General features: G+C 65.7%; 11 protein-coding genes. 5 read left to right on the top strand and 6 right to left on the bottom strand.

Annotated elements, in window-relative coordinates:
- Positions 1-2: 2 nt before the first annotated feature.
- The gene (locus KF871_RS04525; RefSeq protein ID WP_291138841.1) at positions 3-2,312 is read right to left on the bottom strand and encodes an NEL-type E3 ubiquitin ligase domain-containing protein; all 2,310 of its coding nucleotides are present in this window, start codon (positions 2,310-2,312) and stop codon (positions 3-5) included.
- A 447-nt stretch (positions 2,313-2,759) separates the two neighbouring features.
- Between KF871_RS04525 and urtA the strand changes: the two genes are divergently transcribed.
- Genes urtA through urtE form a run of 5 tightly spaced genes read left to right on the top strand, consistent with a single transcriptional unit; the run spans position 2,760 to position 8,411 of the window.
- Positions 2,760-4,055, top strand: a complete 1,296-nt coding sequence (gene urtA, locus KF871_RS04520) for an urea ABC transporter substrate-binding protein (RefSeq protein ID WP_291138839.1) — start codon at positions 2,760-2,762, stop codon at positions 4,053-4,055.
- Positions 4,056-4,085: 30 nt separating this feature from the next.
- The gene (gene urtB, locus KF871_RS04515) at positions 4,086-5,687 is read left to right on the top strand and encodes an urea ABC transporter permease subunit UrtB (RefSeq protein WP_291138837.1); all 1,602 of its coding nucleotides are present in this window, start codon (positions 4,086-4,088) and stop codon (positions 5,685-5,687) included.
- Entirely contained in the window at positions 5,684-6,817 is a 1,134-nt protein-coding gene (gene urtC, locus KF871_RS04510; protein WP_291138835.1) for an urea ABC transporter permease subunit UrtC, read from the top strand. The genes urtB and urtC overlap by 4 nt, the downstream gene beginning before the upstream one ends.
- On the top strand, positions 6,814-7,689 hold the full coding sequence (gene urtD / locus KF871_RS04505) for an urea ABC transporter ATP-binding protein UrtD (protein ID WP_291138833.1): 876 nt from the start codon (positions 6,814-6,816) through the stop codon (positions 7,687-7,689). The genes urtC and urtD overlap by 4 nt, the downstream gene beginning before the upstream one ends.
- 17 nt (positions 7,690-7,706) lie before the next feature.
- Positions 7,707-8,411 (top strand): urea ABC transporter ATP-binding subunit UrtE, encoded by a 705-nt coding sequence (gene urtE / locus KF871_RS04500; protein ID WP_291138831.1) that lies wholly within the window; start codon positions 7,707-7,709, stop codon positions 8,409-8,411.
- A gap of 26 nt (positions 8,412-8,437) precedes the next feature.
- Here the strand turns inward: urtE and KF871_RS04495 are convergent, their stop codons facing one another.
- The 5 genes from KF871_RS04495 to KF871_RS04475 form a co-directional block, all read right to left on the bottom strand.
- Positions 8,438-9,142, bottom strand: a complete 705-nt coding sequence (locus tag KF871_RS04495; protein ID WP_291138829.1) for an SDR family oxidoreductase — start codon at positions 9,140-9,142, stop codon at positions 8,438-8,440.
- A 70-nt stretch (positions 9,143-9,212) separates the two neighbouring features.
- Entirely contained in the window at positions 9,213-10,886 is a 1,674-nt protein-coding gene (locus KF871_RS04490; RefSeq protein WP_291138827.1) for a response regulator, read from the bottom strand.
- Between the two features lie 77 nt (positions 10,887-10,963).
- The gene (locus KF871_RS04485; RefSeq protein WP_291138825.1) at positions 10,964-11,794 is read right to left on the bottom strand and encodes an urease accessory protein UreD; all 831 of its coding nucleotides are present in this window, start codon (positions 11,792-11,794) and stop codon (positions 10,964-10,966) included.
- A gap of 77 nt (positions 11,795-11,871) precedes the next feature.
- Positions 11,872-12,378 carry a nucleoside deaminase gene (locus KF871_RS04480; protein WP_291138822.1) on the bottom strand — a complete coding sequence of 169 codons (507 nt, stop codon included), beginning with the start codon at positions 12,376-12,378 and terminating at the stop codon, positions 11,872-11,874.
- Complete coding sequence (locus tag KF871_RS04475; protein ID WP_291138820.1) at positions 12,375-13,400, bottom strand: ABC transporter substrate-binding protein; 1,026 nt, start codon at positions 13,398-13,400, stop codon at positions 12,375-12,377. Before KF871_RS04475 ends, KF871_RS04480 begins: the two co-directional genes overlap by 4 nt.
- Between the last annotated feature and the right edge of the window lie 231 nt (positions 13,401-13,631).

The raw sequence follows: 13,631 nt of genomic DNA, 5'->3' as shown, positions 1-13,631 counted from the left end.
GATTACTGCGCTTGCCAGGCCGGCCGCAGCAGGTGGGTCAGTCCCATCGTGTGCAAGGTGTCCTCGGTCAGCCGCCGTTGCCGCGCCACGCGTTCGTCGGCGCCGCGTTGCGCCAGGGCACGGGTGACCGCGCTCTCAAGGTCGCGGCCCATCAGTCCGCTCTCGGCCGCCTGCTGCGCCATGTCCCGGCGCCAACGCTCGATCTGGTCAAGATCGGCCAGCTGATCATCGATTTGTTCCATGGCATCGGGTGCGAGGCGACGCAGCACGGCCAGCCATGGGTCCCATTGGGCCAGGAAGTCGGTGAAGCGCTCGTTCTCCTCGCGACGTACCTGCTTGATGGCGCGCGACACGTCCAGCAGGCTGACGCCAGAGATGGCCTCGCCCACATACAGGCCAAAGCCCATTTCGGTGGTCATGTTCAGCGGTCCCGCCGCTTGCGAGCTGAAGGCAAGACAGATCTCCACTTCCTCGATGTCCTGCGTGCTGGTCCGATCTGCGGGCGTGCTGGTTCGCCGCTGACGAACGTGCGCCATGGCAATGCGCGTCAAGGTCTCCTGCCGAAAGGCCTGACGCGCCTGCGCCAGCACGTGCGACGGCTGGCCATCGTACAAACCGAGACGGATGCTCTGACACTGACGCAACTGATGCACCCGCTCCCAGCTCAAGGTGATCCGGTCATTGCAGCTGATGCTGGCGTCTTCAACGATTGCCAGCATGTGGTGGCGAAGATCTTCGTCTTTCATGCTGCATGTGATGAGGTCGACCAGTCCCGGCACAACGCGGTTGCGCTGCCTGGGTGCCAGACGGCTCAGGCGCTGCACCCATTGCACGAAGGCGGGGTTGCCCAGGGTCTCCTCGATGTGCTGCCTGGATGCGGTCAGCTCCTCCCCCGGCAGTGTTTCGATCAGGGCATGCAGGGCTGTCCACAAGGGCGTTTCGACGGCCACTGCCGAAGGGCCCGGTAGCGTGTCTTGCGTGTCGGCGAGGTCGCCCGAGTGGGTTCGAGGAATGCGTCTGTTCAGGTGCGGGGTCGGTGGTTGATCGTCGTCCGAGCCGGATGTGTCCTGGTGTTCAAAGCGCCCGGGCCAGAGGAAGGTCGGACCGTCGTAGTCGGCTCTGGCCTGTGTCTCTCGAAGCCGCAGCAGGTGCGCCTGGGGCATCCTGACGTCCAGCAGGTGAATTCGCGTCATCCATGAGAAGGCCAGCAAGGTGTCGGGAAAGGCCTCCAGCGACATGTGTTCGATCGACAGGATGTTCAACCTGGGCAGGCGACTGGCGTCGAGCGCCAGACTGGCGCGCGCGCGGTTGACGATCCGCAGGTGTGTCAGGGACGCGGGCAGGTGCCGAAAGTCCTCGACGTCGCAGTTCAACAGAGAGAGCTTGTGCACACGTCCCGGCGGAAATGGTGGTAGCCGCTCAATGCCCGCCAGGTCCAGCGTGACTGCGGCGGGGTTTGCTTCGCCCGGGGACGTCCAGACGATTCCCGCAAGCAAATCGTTGGCGATCTCCATCACCTGTTCCAATGACTTGCCTTGCGCCTCCTGCCGTATCCACGATTCGAGTTCCGCCTTGTAGCGTTCGTCTGCACGGTGAACCTGAACCACCCAATGCATCTTGCAGCGATCGAGCAAACCCGGCATGTCCATCAGGGAGCGTTCGCCCGTCGGACGGTGGATATCAGGCGTGATGCCCATGTGTTGTTCCACGCTGCGAGTCAGATACAGCGTGACACCATCGTCCTGGCCCTGAATCACCACCATCGGCGTATCGGCTGCGATCTTTCCCCGCAGTTGCCCGGCCAGCGTCTTTGCGTCGGGATGATCGACATCCAGTGAAGCGACCAGGAGACTGTCGGGAGGCAAGGCGGCTTGCAGAACCTTGAGCTGGTCGACTTCCGGGGGGGTGAGGGGACCGTGTTTGATCACCACCAGCCCGAGGAAGTCGGCGTCGTTTGGATGCCCGAACGCCCACTTCACCGCGTTTCGCTCTGCTGCGCTGGCGCGGCTTACCTCCTGCGCCTTGGCGCCTGGCACAGGCGGATCGTTCGTCGCGGTGGTCGACCACAGCGTCACCGGGAGGGGTTCGAGGCTGTGGCGCCTCGCCCAGTCCGGACAGCGCCGTGCCAGTCCACTCGTTACCTCACCCATAAGGTGCTGCGCATAGGCAAGGGGGGCGATGTCGGTGTGCTCGGCAAACACGATGCGCGTGCCCGAATCAATGCACTCGGCCATTTTGTCGCAGAGCAGCTCAATGGCCTCTGCCTGGTCGCCCAGCGTGAATTCTTCGATGCGTCCATCGGCGATGGACATGCGCTCACGCCAGACATGGGCTGTGTCCTGTCCGCAAGGAGACAGAACGGGCGCCAGATGAACCACCACGAGGCGTGCTGGCCGCGAATCCCCATAGGGTCGCTGAGTGTTCGTGGTCAAGGGCATGGGGCCTGGGCGAACCTGCCGATGAGGGGAGGGGGAGAGTCGTCCGCGTTGCATGGGGTGAAAAGAAATGGGGCAACGGTCGAACGTTGCCGGAACGACGCCTCAAGAACAAGGCGCGCACCTGTGTCGGCGACGGCGATCACCGGTTCCACCGCCTCAGCGATTCGTCATTTCTAGGTCGCATACGCCACCCGGCGTACATACGCCCATGGGGTATCTCCCTAGCATCCGTTTCGACCGATCTCACGGGCTTTGTGCAGCGTGAAGACGGCAACACAAGCCCTATCGGAACACCCATCCACCGGATACAGGAGAAGCGCCATGTCGTCGAACACCTCACAACCGCGTCGCCTGACGCTCAAGACCCTGGCGGCCGCCGCCACCGTCGCTTCGCTCGGCTTCACCGGCCTGAGCGCCCACGCGCAAGAGACCATCAAGGTTGGCGTGCTGCACAGCCTCTCGGGCACCATGGCCATCTCCGAGACCGTGCTCAAGGACACGGTGCTGATGGCCATCGACGAGATCAACGCCAAGGGCGGTCTGCTGGGCAAGAAGCTCGAACCTGTGGTGGTGGACCCGGCTTCCAACTGGCCGCTGTTTGCCGAGAAGACCAAGCAGCTGCTGACGCAGGACAAGGTGGCCGTGATCTTTGGCTGCTGGACCTCGGTGAGCCGCAAGTCGGTGCTGCCGGTGGTGGAAGAGAACAACGGTCTGTTGTTCTACCCGGTGCAATACGAAGGTGAAGAACTCAGTCCCAACGTGTTCTACACCGGTGCCGCGCCCAACCAGCAGGCCATCCCCGCCGTTGAATACCTGATGAGCAAGGACGGCGGTTCGGCCAAGCGCTGGGTGCTGCTGGGCACCGACTATGTGTACCCGCGCACCACCAACAAGATCCTGCGCGCCTTCTTGAAAAGCAAGGGCGTGAGCGAGGCCGACATCATGGAGGAGTACACCCCCTTCGGCCACAGCGACTACCAGACCATCATCGCCAAGATCAAGAAGTTCGCGTCCGAGGGCAAGAAGACGGCGGTGGTCTCGACCATCAACGGCGACTCCAACGTGCCGTTCTACAAGGAGCTGGGCAACGCCGGTCTGTCGGCCAAAGACGTGCCGGTGGTGGCCTTCTCGGTGGGTGAAGAAGAACTGCGCGGCGTGGACACCAAGCCGCTGGTGGGCCACCTGGCTGCCTGGAACTACTTCATGAGCATCAAGAGCCCGGCCAACACCGCCTTCGTCAAGAAGTGGAGCGACTACGCCAAGGCCAAGAACATCGCCGGCCACAAGGACAAGCCCATCACAAACGACCCGATGGAAGCCACCTACATCGGCTTCAACATGTGGGCGCAGGCGGTCACCAAAGCCAAGAGCACCGATGTCGACAAGGTGCGTGTGGCCATGGCCGGTCAGACCTTCCCGGCCCCGGGTGGTTTCATCTCCACCATGGACAAGGAAAACCACCACCTGCACAAGCCGGTGTTCATCGGTGAAGTGCGCGCCGACGGCCAGTTCAACGTGGTGTGGAAGACCCCCGGCCCGGTCGTTGCCGATCCGTGGAGCGACTACATCGCCGAGAACAAGGGCAAGAAGAACGTGCCCGCCAAGATGGCGAAGTAAGCCAATCCAGGCACTCACGAGCCGATGACGATGCGACGACTGATCGTTCTGTGCAGCCTGCTGCTGGCCACCCTCGGGTCGCTGGCGGCCATGCCCGCCAGGGCGCTGACCGTGGAGGACGCCCTGGCTGTGGCGCAAGGTGACACGGACGATCGGATCGCCGCCATCAACCGGCTCGCCGGTACCAACGACCAGCGAGCGCACGCACTGATCCGTGCGCTCGCCGACGAGGCGCTGCGCCTCACCGAAGACCACGTCTACATCGTCGAAGGCGACAACGCCATCGACGCTGTGACCGGCCAGGCCGCCACGTTGCCGGACAGCGCCGGCGACGCCATGGTCAACAACCGCTTGCGTGGGGTGCTCGACACCGCACTGGCAGGCATCGAACTGTTTACCGCTGGCCCCGAGCGCCAGCGTGAGGCCGCGCGCAGTCTGCAGCGCAACGCCTTCAACGACCCCGACCCCGCAGGCCTGCCCCTCATCGAAAAGGCCTTGGCGGGCGAGCTCGACCCCGACGCGCGCCAGTCGCTGGAGCTGGCGCAGGCCGCGATGCAGCTGGCCAGTGACGACGAGGCCATGCGCCTGGCCGCGGCCACCAAGCTGGGTGAGGCGCGCCAGCCGATCGTGCGCCCGCTGATCGAGGAGCGGATCAAGAGTGAGTCGAGCGACGCGGTCAAGGCCGCCCTGACCAAGTCGCTCGCGTCCATCGATCGCCTGGTGGCGCTGGCCAGCGGACTGGGTCAGGCCTTCACCGGCATCAGCCTGGGCAGCATCCTGCTGCTCGCCGCACTGGGGCTGGCCATTACCTATGGCCTCATGGGCGTGATCAACATGGCGCACGGCGAGCTGATCATGATCGGCGCCTACGCGACCTGGCTGGTGCAGACGCAGTTCCGCCACTACCTGCCCGAGTGGTTCGACTACTACCTCGTGGTGGCCATGCCGGCGGCCTTTGCGGCCTCGGCGCTGGTGGGTGCCGTCATGGAGCGCACGGTGATCCGCTTTCTCTACGGTCGCCCGCTTGAGACGCTGCTGGCCACCTGGGGCATTTCGCTGGTGCTCATGCAGACCGTGCGCAGCCTGTTCGGTGCGCAGAACGTGGCAGTGGAAAACCCAAGCTGGATGAGCGGCGGCATAACGCTGCTGGGCAGTCTGAACCTGCCCTACAACCGCCTGGTCATCCTGGCGTTCGCGGCGGCAGTGTTGATTGGCGTGTCCTTGCTGATTGCGCGCACACGGCTCGGTCTGTTTGTTCGCGGCGTCACGCAGAACCGGCCCATTGCCGCATGCATGGGCGTGAACACCGCGCGCATCGACACCTGGGCGTTTGCACTGGGTTCGGGCATTGCCGGGCTTGCCGGGTGCGCGCTTTCGCAGATCGGCAACGTCGGTCCCGACCTCGGCCAGGCCTACATCGTCGACTCGTTCATGGTGGTCGTGCTGGGCGGTGTGGGGCAGCTCGCCGGCACGGTGTACGCCGCACTCGGCCTGGGCCTGATCAACAAGTTCATTGAAGGCTGGGCCGGTGCGGTGCTGGCCAAGATCGCGGTGCTGGTCTTCATCATCGTGTTCATCCAGAAGCGCCCGCAAGGCATCTTTGCCCTCAAGGGCCGGAGTGTTGAGGCATGAGCCAGATGCCCCAGACGCAGACCGTGGGCACTGTTGTGCTGCCCGCACGTGCGCCGTTGCTCAGCCGCGCCGGCTGGAGTGCCTTTCTCATCGCGTTGCTGGCGGTGTGCGCATTGGCGCCGGTGCTCAACCTGCTGGTGCCCGAGGGCAGCGCCTTCCACATGAGCGACTACCTGGTGGCGCTGCTCGGCAAGATCATGTGCTACGCCATCTGCGCCCTGGCCATGGACCTGATCTGGGGTTACAGCGGCATCCTGTCGCTGGGGCACGGTCTGTTCTTCGCGCTGGGTGGCTACATGATGGGCATGTACCTCATGCGTCAGATCGGCCGCGATGGTCAGTACCAGAGCGACCTGCCGGATTTCATGGTCTTCCTCGACTGGAAGGAGCTGCCCTGGCACTGGGCGCTGTCCGACAGCTTCATCGCCACGCTGTTCCTGATCGTGCTGGTGCCCGGTGGCGTGGCGTTCGCGTTCGGCTACTTTGCTTTCCGCTCACGCATCAAGGGCGTGTACTTCTCCATCATCACGCAGGCGCTCACCTACGCCGCCCTGCTGCTGTTCTTTCGCAACGAGACCGGCTTCGGCGGCAACAACGGCTTCACCGATTTCAAACGCATCCTGGGCATCGCCATCGCCACGCCGCAGATGCGCATGTTCCTGTTCGTGCTGACCGGGCTGACCTTGCTGGGGTTCTTTTTGATGGCGCGCTGGCTGGTGCGCAGCAAGTTCGGCCGTGTGCTGCAGGCCATCCGCGATGCCGAGAACCGCACCATGTTCTGCGGCTACGACCCGCTGCCCTACAAGCTCGCCATCTGGACGATATCGGCCGTGATGTGTGGCATCGCCGGCGCCTTGTACGTGCCGCAGGTGGGCATCATCAACCCGAGCGAGATGACGCCGGCCAACAGCATCGAGATCGCCATCTGGGCGGCCGTCGGTGGTCGCGGCACGCTCATCGGCCCCATCGTCGGCGCCTTCCTGGTCAATGGCGGCAAGAGCTGGTTGACCGTCGCCTTTCCCGAGTTCTGGCTTTACGTGCTCGGTGCCCTGTTCATTGCTGTCACGCTGTTCATGCCGCAGGGGGTTGTCGGCTTGGTCAAGAAGCTGCGCAAGGGAGGCAAGGCATGACGCCCGATCTCATGCAGGCCGGCGCCGAGCGCATGCAGCGCTACGCCGGCATCCTGCCGTCCGGCAACACCGAATCGGGCGGGCGCAAGGCCGGCTTCTCGCGACCTGTGGTACCCGGCGAGGTCGATACCACGCACGGGCGCATCCTGTACTTGGAAGACGTGCATGTGGCCTTCGATGGCTTCAAGGCCATCAACGGCCTGTCGCTGGACATCGCACCGGGCGAACTGCGCTGCATCATCGGCCCCAACGGTGCGGGCAAGACCACGATGATGGACATCATCACCGGCAAGACCCGGCCCGACAAAGGCACGGTGTTCTTCGGCTCGACCATCGACTTGCTGCGCCACCGCGAGGCCGAGATCGCCACCCTGGGCATCGGGCGCAAGTTCCAGAAGCCCACCGTGTTCGAGCAACTCAGCGTCTACGAAAACCTGGAGCTGGCGCTGGCCACCAACAAGCGGGTCTGGCCCTCGATGCACTTTCGCCCCGATGGTGAGCAGCGCGACCGCCTGGCCGAGGTGCTGCAGACCATTCACCTCACCGAGCACGTGACGCGCCAGGCCGGTGAACTCAGTCACGGTCAGAAGCAATGGCTGGAGATTGGCATGCTGCTGATGCAGGACCCGAAGCTGTTGCTGCTCGATGAACCCGTGGCCGGCATGACCGACGAAGAAACCGAGCGCACCGCGCAACTCTTCCTCACGCTCAAGGGCAAGCACTCGCTGATGGTGGTGGAGCACGACATGGCTTTCATCCGCACCATTGCCGAGAAGGTGACGGTGCTCTGCGATGGTTCGGTGCTGGCCGAAGGCACGCTCGACGAGGTGCAGGCCGACGAGCGCGTGATCGAGGTGTACCTTGGACGCTGACCTGAACGGATTCCGCCATGCTTGAAGTCAAGGACGTTCACCAGTACTACGGCGGCAGCCACATCCTGCGCGGCGTCTCGTTGCAAGCCAACAAGGGCGAAGTGACGGTGGTGCTGGGGCGCAATGGGGTGGGCAAGACCACCCTGCTCAAGTCGCTCATGGGCCTGGTGCCCATCAAGAGCGGCGACATCACCTTCGACGGCCAGACGGTGCACAGCGCCGCGCCCTATGTGCGTGCCCACCTGGGCATGGGCTATGTACCGCAGGGACGCGAGATATTTGCCCGGCTGACCGTGCAGGAGAACCTGCAGATGGGACTGGCCACGCGACCAGCCGGCACCCCGGTGCCACCACAACTGTTCGAGCTGTTCCCGGTGCTCAAGCAGATGCTGGGCCGCCGCGGCGGTGACCTCTCGGGCGGGCAGCAGCAGCAGCTGGCCATTGCGCGTGCGTTGGCGAGCAAGCCCAAGGTGCTGATCCTGGACGAGCCCACTGAGGGCATTCAGCCGAACATCATCAAGGACATCGGCCGCGTGCTGCGTCAGCTGGCCGACAAGGGCCTGGACGGCGAGCCCATGGCGATCCTGCTGGTGGAGCAGTACTACGACTTCGCCGAGGCGCTGGCGGACCGCTACCTGGTGATGGAGCGTGGCGAGGTGATCGCCAGCGGACCCGGCAGCGAGATGCAGGACAAGGGCATTCGCCAGCTGGTGGCGATCTGAGCGGTCGGCCGCTCTGGCCGCCTGCCTCAGACAGAGCGCATCAAACCGCCATCCACGCGGATGTTCTGCCCGGTGATGTAACCCGCGCCCTCGGAGGCCAGGAAGGCCACCGTGGCCGCGATCTCGTCGGCGCGGCCATTGCGCTGCATCGGCACACTGTCGCGGCGCGCATCTGTCTGCGGCAAGCTGTCGATCCACCCGGGCAGCACGTTGTTCATGCGCACGTTGCTGGCGGCGTACTGGTCTGCGAACACCTTGGTGAAGGCGGCCAGCCCGGCCCGTGCCACGCCGGAGGTCGGGAACATGGCGCTGGGCTCGAAGGCCCAGGCGGTCGAGATGTTGACGATGGCGCCACCACCTTGCTGCACCATCAATGGCGTGACGATTCGCGTTGGACGGATCACGTTGAGCAGGTAGACGTCGATGCCCGCGTGCCACTGCTCGTCGGTGATGTCCAGCAGCGGCCCCTTGGGACCGTGGCCCGCACTGTTGACCAGCACGTCGACGCGGCCCCATCGAGCCATGGTCAGGTCGACCAGGCGTTGCAGGTCCGCCACCGACTGGTTCGATCCGGTAACGCCGAGGCCACCGAGTTCGGCGGCCAGCGCCTCGCCTTTGCCCGAGGAGGACAGGATGGCCACGCGATGGCCGTCGGCGGCCAGTTTGCGCGCGGCGGCGGCGCCCATGCCGCTGCCACCGGCGGTGACGACGGCGACTTTTTCTGGTGTCATGCGCGATCTCCGCAATGGATGAGCGCGCGATTGTGACCGGGCCTGCATGCCCGGGCGCCTGCGAGGGCGTTCAGGCGGCCTTGAGTTCGTCGAGCAGGCCGTCGCGTTGCGGCGTCTTGAAGCCGCCCGAGAGTGGAATGCCGCCGACGCCGTGGCCGGTCTGGTCGCCCAGGCGCAAGGGCCGCAGGCGATAGGTGTCGCGCATGGCGTCCACGCGCAGGTGCAGCGCGTCGGCGCCGGGGATGCGATCGGCGTAGCGGTTGAGCACCTGGTGGGCCGACTCGATCAGCTTGGCGTTTCGGGTGCGGTCGGCCTCTGCCAGCAACTGCTCCACGGTGCCCGCCGGGTCGCCCTTGAGGCTGCGGCGCATGGCGGCTTCCGAGAGTTTGAGGATGGTGGCGTGGCCGTTGCGCAGGACCTCTTCCCAGGTGTTGTGACCCCTGGCCGCGCAGGCCAGCAGCTCGCTCATGGCGCGGCTGGTACCAAAACGCAGGGCGATCGCATCGATGGCCGCGTCGGCGTCGGGTGGCGTCACGCCGCGATCGACCATGCGCAGCATCAGCGAGATCAGGTTGCAGGATGTCTCGACGTCGAATTCGGCGGCCAGCACCTGTCCCATCAGCTCGGCGGCCGCGTCCAGTGCCACCGCGTTGATCTTGTTGTGCAGGCCGTTGATGGCGTTGGCCACCAAGTGCAGGCGGCGCGGACGTTCGGGCTCGAAGCTGCGGTCGGCGATGCGCGCCAGGCTCTCGACACAGCGTTGCAGGCCGCGCGTGTCGTTGTTGTCGTAGCGGGCGAAAGCCAGCAGCACCAGTGCCTGCGGATCGAACAACTTGGAGTCGACACCCATGCGGGCGGCGCGGTCCAGGTGTTCCACGCCTTCGGCGCGGTCACCGCTGAAGAAGGCCAGCATGCCGTGTTTGAGCAGGCGGCTGATGGAGCCCGGCGTGAGCCGCGTGGCCATGGCGTAGGTGGACAGCGCCTGGTCGAACTGACCCAGCTCGAACTGGGCACGCCCCATCACGTCGTAGGCATCGGCAAAGGCGTCGTCGTCGATCAGCAGGCTTTCGATCGTGCTGACGGCCTTGGCGGGTTGCCCGCCTTCCAGCTGTGTGCGCGCCACGCCCAACCGTGCCCAGGGCAGGGTCTTGGCTTCGATGACGGCCTGGTAGAGCTCGCGTGCTTCTTCGATACGGCCTTCGCGCAGCAGCAGCTCGGCGCCGATGCGCGCGGCATAGAGCCAGTAGTCCTTGCGTGTTTCAAATCGCGCCAGGCACAAGGAAGTGGCGCGCTCGAAATCTTGCGTGTCGATCGCTTCGAAGATGTCCTGCAGGGCGCGCTTGCGTGCCCGCGCGGCAAAGATGCGCTCGCCCAGGCGGGCGCCGGTGTGGGGTTTGAGCAGGTAGGCGTCCAGCGCCGACTCCGCCGCTTCGGCCACCTTGCTGTAGGTGGCCTCGGCCGTCAGCATGATGAAGACGGTATAGAACGGCAGGATCTGGTTGCGCCGCAGGTCGTCGAGCAGTTCCTGGCCCGAATAGCTTTCCCGATCGAACTGCTGTTCACAGATGACGACGTCGTAGCGCTGCGCTTCGAGCTTGCGGCGCGCGTCGTGGGCCCGCGCGCACTGCGCCACCGTGCCCACACCGAGTTCGCGCAACTGCGAAACGATGATGGAGCGCGCCTGTGCGTTGCCCTCGATCACGAGGGCTTGCGATTCGTGCAGCGGGTTGTCTTCAAAAAACATGGCTCGGGCACGGTCAGTGAAAACCGTGCACCGATTCTGGGCGCCCGCGCCCGCGCCTAAGCGTCGAATAGAGGGGTTTACACCCGCCAGATGCGCGGCGGCTGCTGGCCCATGGCCCATGCCGCGGCCCGCCAGGCGGCCCAGACGCGCTGCAGCGCCTGCATCAGCGGCTCAACCTGCGGCGCCAGCGCGCGCACCAGCACCAGTCGCGCATCGGGGCTGGTGGCGCCGGCGTGGACCACGCCATCGGGCGCGCCCAGGGCGTCGCGCGCGACGTCCAGCAGCCGCTCGCGTGTGGCGTCGTCGCGCGGTGTGCCACTGGCCAGCCACAAGGTGCCCATGGCGCGTTGGCCCGCCAGGCCGACCGGGCCATCGAGCAGCCGGGTGTCACTGGCGTCGATGCGCGCGCGCTCCAGCCACACGCCGGGCCATTGCACCTGTTGCTGCAATACGCCGCGCTCGAAGGCCTGGTCGGCGGCGGGCAGACCCAGTGCGGTGACATCCCAGCCCAGGCATTCGGCATCGTCGTCCAGGGTCATGGACAGCTGATTGCGCGCATTGCATTCGGGGTAGGCGATGGTCTCCAGCGGAAGCCATTCCAAACGCGCACCGGGCGCCAGATGCAGTTGCACCTGCTGCGCGGCCTGTGGTCCGTCGCTGCGGTAGAAGCGGGTGGCGCCGGGTGTGCTGATCAGCGCGTGCGCGCCGGCATCGACCTGCACATCGATGTCGAGCACATCACCGCCCACCAGGCCGCCCGGTGGGTGCACGACCACGTTGTGGCAGACGCGAGGCCCTTCGGGGTAAAGGCTCTTGAGGATGCGCAGCGGCCCGTCGTGGCGGAACTGCAGCGTGGTCTTGTCCGCATTGGACTGGTAGTGCAGGTGCAGGTGAGCGTGCCAGGGCATGGGCGCGAGTGTAGGTGCACGCCCCTGGGCCGCAGCCACATTCGGACAGTCCGGCTCGCCCTGCTGAAGGCACGCGCTCACGTTTTCCAGAACCCCCGGTGCGCCTCGCTGGCCTCGTCGATGAGCGCGGGGCCGATGCAGTCGATTGGGTGCGGTGAGGCGGCGAACACGTCGCGGCACGACAGCTCGGCATCGCGTTGCTCGGTGCGCTCGCCCCGGAAGTCGCGCAGGCGTACCGCGTCGATGCCGTAGACCACCCGCCCGATCGCGCTCCAGAAGATGGCGCCCGCGCACATGACGCAGGGCTCGGCCGAGGAGTACAGCGTGGCGCGGGCCAGTGTGTCACGCGCAAAGCGGTTGCCCAGCTGGCGCACCGCGGTGGTTTCTGCGTGGCCGGTGCAGTCACCGGTTTCGGTGGTGTTGCACCAGGCCTCGGCGAGCACCGCACCGTCCTCGCCGATCACCACCGCACCGAACGGCCGGTTGCCGCGATCGCGGGCCACCTGCGACCAGGCGATGGCCTGGCGCAGGTAGCGCCCGTCACGCTCATCGAGCGCGACTTCGTCAAGCAGCTCCTTGCTCATGCCACCCTGCGCTCGCTGGCGGCCGGCAGGAAGGCGCGGTTGAAGACACCTTCCACACCCGGTTTGAGTTTGAGCTTGAACACCTCGCTCACCTCGTCGACCTGTTGTTCCAGCGTGCGCTTGAGCACATCGCCCAGGCCATGGCTGCGCGTGTCGGCGGCGGCGATGTACTCGCGCGTGATGCGCCAGCGTTCCAGCTCGACCGCCTCGTTGAGGATGGACTCGCGTGCCTTGGTGGCGGCAATCGCCGCGGCCGGGTCGGCGAATGCGTCCTGAATGGCGCGGTTGGTGGCGCGCAGGAAGCCGGCGACCGCATTTGGGTTCTGCGTGATCATGGCGTTGCTGGCGAGGATGGCGTTGCCATACAGGTTCACGCCCGCGTCGGTGTACTTGAGCACCGTCAGCTCCTCGGGCTTCATGCGCGCGAACAGCGACACGGCCGAGTCGTGGAAGTAGGTGGCCGCGTCCACGTCGCCACGCACCATGACGTTGTCGCGTGCGGAGAAGTCGGTGGTGGACCACTGGAAATAGCCGTCCTCGACGCGCAGCTTGCGCGCCACCATGGGCCAGGCACGACGGGTCGACTCCACGGCGGCGGCGGCCACCTTCTTGCCCTGCAGGCTCTTGAAATCGGTGATGCCGCGGTCCTTGCGGCCGATGATGGCGAAGGGCGCGCGGTTGTAGTACTGGTACACGGCCTGCACCGCCGGCGTGCCGCCATTGACCGACTGAAACTCGATGAGCGAGCTGATGTCGCCCAGGCCCATCTGGTAGGCGCCGCTGACGATGCGCGTGATCGAAGCGACCGAGCCCGAGCCGACGTCGATGCTCACGTCCAGACCTTCGGCCGCGTAGTAGCCGCGCTGCTGGGCCAGAAAGAAGGGCGAGGTCTGGCCTGTGACGCGAAAGTCGAGGGTGAACTTCAGGGGTTGCAGCCTGGGGCTGCCTTGCGCCCAGATGGCGGGCGCGCACAGGGCGGCGGACGTTGCGATGGATTGAACGAGGAAGCGGCGGCGCTGCATGGCGGGTCTCCGGTGTGTGCCTTGAACGGTCCGGCGCCGTTGGTTCGGCGTCGGTATCGACAGAGCAATTTCCGGGCGTCCCACTGCGGGGACGCTGAACGCTTCTACTCCTGCGCAACGCTGACGCAGGAGCCGTGCCAGCGGCGCTGCACGCTTGTGGTGCGGCGACGGGATGCACACCGGCGTGGCCCTGGTTTTGCTACATTCCTGCGCGAGAGTAGAAGCGTTCAA

The organism is Hydrogenophaga sp. (assembly GCF_019635465.1).
Classification (GTDB): domain Bacteria; phylum Pseudomonadota; class Gammaproteobacteria; order Burkholderiales; family Burkholderiaceae_C; genus Hydrogenophaga.
This window is presented reverse-complemented; position numbering and strand designations above follow the sequence as displayed.